The sequence below is a fragment of the Acinetobacter sp. TUM15064 genome, from assembly GCF_008980265.1.
Taxonomy (GTDB): domain Bacteria; phylum Pseudomonadota; class Gammaproteobacteria; order Pseudomonadales; family Moraxellaceae; genus Acinetobacter.
Genome location: NZ_BKFU01000128.1, coordinates 1 through 2,427, shown reverse-complemented (window position 1 = coordinate 2,427; position 2,427 = coordinate 1). Strand labels below are relative to the sequence as shown.

At 38.3% G+C, this 2,427-nt stretch carries 2 protein-coding genes; both read right to left on the bottom strand.

What is annotated here, in order from left to right:
* Nucleotides 1–64: 64 nt before the first annotated feature.
* A complete protein-coding gene (locus GBI16_RS17915) occupies nt 65–1,729 on the bottom strand; it encodes a triacylglycerol lipase (RefSeq protein WP_228267867.1) in 1,665 nt (554 codons plus the stop codon).
* A gap of 129 nt (nt 1,730–1,858) precedes the next feature.
* Nucleotides 1,859–2,427 (bottom strand): putative zinc-binding metallopeptidase (locus tag GBI16_RS17910; RefSeq protein WP_171494590.1); only part of this gene is annotated, 569 nt, incomplete at its 5' end.

The window sequence follows — 2,427 nt, the reverse complement described above, 5'->3', positions numbered from 1 at the left end:
ACGGATGAATATATCTCAGAAATCACTCAACGTTTGAATCATCGCCCAAGAAAAAGACTCAGCTTTAAAAGTCCGAGTCAGGTATTATGGCAACAACATGGTGTTGCACTTCAAATGCTAATCTAAGGTTAAAAAAAGTGATTGGTAGCTTCACCATTTTTTTCACTACCCCCATATACCAGCGATCGGACAGTTCACTGCCACGGTGAGGTGCAGCAATAAATACTGCACGTCCAATAGGTAAGTCTGAGTGGAATTGAAAACGGTCTTTGATAATAGGATACTGTTGCAAGCGAATGTATTGTTCATAGTTTAAAAGTGGAATCACTTGTTCCGAAATATCTTGCTCACTGATCAATAAACGACTAATCACGCCTCCCATACTATGTCCAATCAACACAGCATCACTGGCTGAACGAGAGTTAGGTTTAACTTGTGCAAAGGCTTGTTTGAGTAGGGCGTGAATTTGATAGCGACTTTCAAAAATGGGCATATTGGTCGAATAGAATACCTGCCAAACTTGAAAGTTTTCACGTAAGACTTTGTCACCTAAAATGTTATTGGTCAGGTTGATCCATGTTTCAGGACTGCTGGCTAAGCCATGAATGAGGATAATAATTTTCTTATTTGGTTGATACGGTTCAAGCATATAGACATGCGGCATGCGTAAGCGTTCCGTTCGATCAAGTAAGGTTAAATAACCTGTTGAGCCTAACTTATTTTCAGCTAACCAATAGGCAAAAGGTACGGAATAATTTGCCGTGAGGATGTATTTTTGTTGGTTAATTTCAACGTACTTTTGTGTATATGGATTAAATAACTCAATCTCAAAAGTAGCTGTTCCGTTGAGGATATTTTCAATATCACTTTCTGCATTTTGGGGCTGTGCTGTAGCAGTGACAGACAAATATTGTGCAGAATGTATATTTGGATTGCGCTGATTTTGATAAAACAATATAGGGTCAAGGATAAAATCATTTTTAGCGGGTGGTTCCGACGCTGTAGCGACCACAAACTCTGCACCAAGACCATCTTGACGGTTGACTTGATAGAAGCCTGAGAAATTTAAATTATAACTTGATTGAACTCGTTCAATACCTTTATTTTTGAGTTCGGGATAGTGTTCTAAGCTTATGAGGTATCTGCTTTTTTTTATGTTGAGTTGCGAAGGAACTTGCTGAAAAGGCTGCGTGTGGTACGCCGTAGTAATGAGACGTGATAATGCAACATTATAAAAGCTTCTGACATGCATTTGTCTTTGATCAAAAACGCGGGTACTCGGGCTTTCTTGCATTTTAAATAAGTATACATAGCTATAGCGTAAGCTTTGGTCAAATGCTTCTAGGCTATTCTGCAAGCAAGGATTCTCACTCGAGGTCTCTGATTGGGTACAGTCTCTTTGCTTTGATAGCTGTAATGCTTGGGCTAAATATAGTTCACTTAATGCTGCATAACGTTCATCAACAGCAATAGTATTTTGTTGATTTAAGCGGTTTAAACATATTTCCAATTTAGCAGTGCATTGTTGTGGAGTCAGGCTAAGTAGTTTTAATAAACTTAGGGTTTCGGTACTTAATTGGTCATGCGTTAATATATTTTCCGACTTATTACGAATGGATTGGTGAATGGTTTTTTCTTTAACTTTGACCAACTGGCAGGCAGGGAATAAAGCAATAATTAATCCTAAAATAAAAGACCGTGGTAAAGCATGATGTCTTTGTGAAAGCATAGTTTTTAGCACGGCAGTTATCTATATAGGCTAAACATGTCTTTTATTTTATGACAATTATTACTGAGATACATCAAAGTTCGTGATGTGATCATTTAACTATTTCATATTTGGTTTTAGGGTTTAGGTTCAAGTTATTTCGAGATGAAACGCTTTACCCAACACATGTTTATGAATAAACCGTAATTTATCGAGTACTGGATTGGACAAGGTAAAAGGATAGGCATCCTCTAACCCCATGCTCCGATTCAAAGCATTCAAATTAAAGGTTAGTGTCATCCATTGTTTCAGTAGTAGATCAAAATCTTGAGCGCCTATGGGGTTCTCATAAAAGGCTAAGTCATTCTCGTCTTTCCTGTTGTTTCGAACAATTAAACCTGCGTAGTAAGCGGTTTCTAACGTATCCATCATATGTAAATAATGCGCCCATGTTTCTGCCCAATCTTCCCATGGGTGTGTACTGGCATAGGAGCTCACATAAAATTTATCCCAGTTTTGTGGTGGGCCATCTTCATAGTGACGTCGTAGTGCTTCGTTATAGTCTTGGCGTTCATCACCAAAAAACTGACGAAATTCATCGACCAGTTCAGGGTGGAGCGATTTAATGAGATCAAAATAATAATGCCCACTTTCATGGCGAAAGTGACCCAAAAGTGTTCGATAATTTTCCCCCATTTTAATACGTGTGGTTTCACGAT

Excerpts from the sequence above, each read along its gene's own strand:
- GBI16_RS17915 (WP_228267867.1), bottom strand. The coding sequence starts at position 1,729 with ATGCTTTCACAAAGACATCATGCTTTACCACGGTCTTTTATTTTAGGA.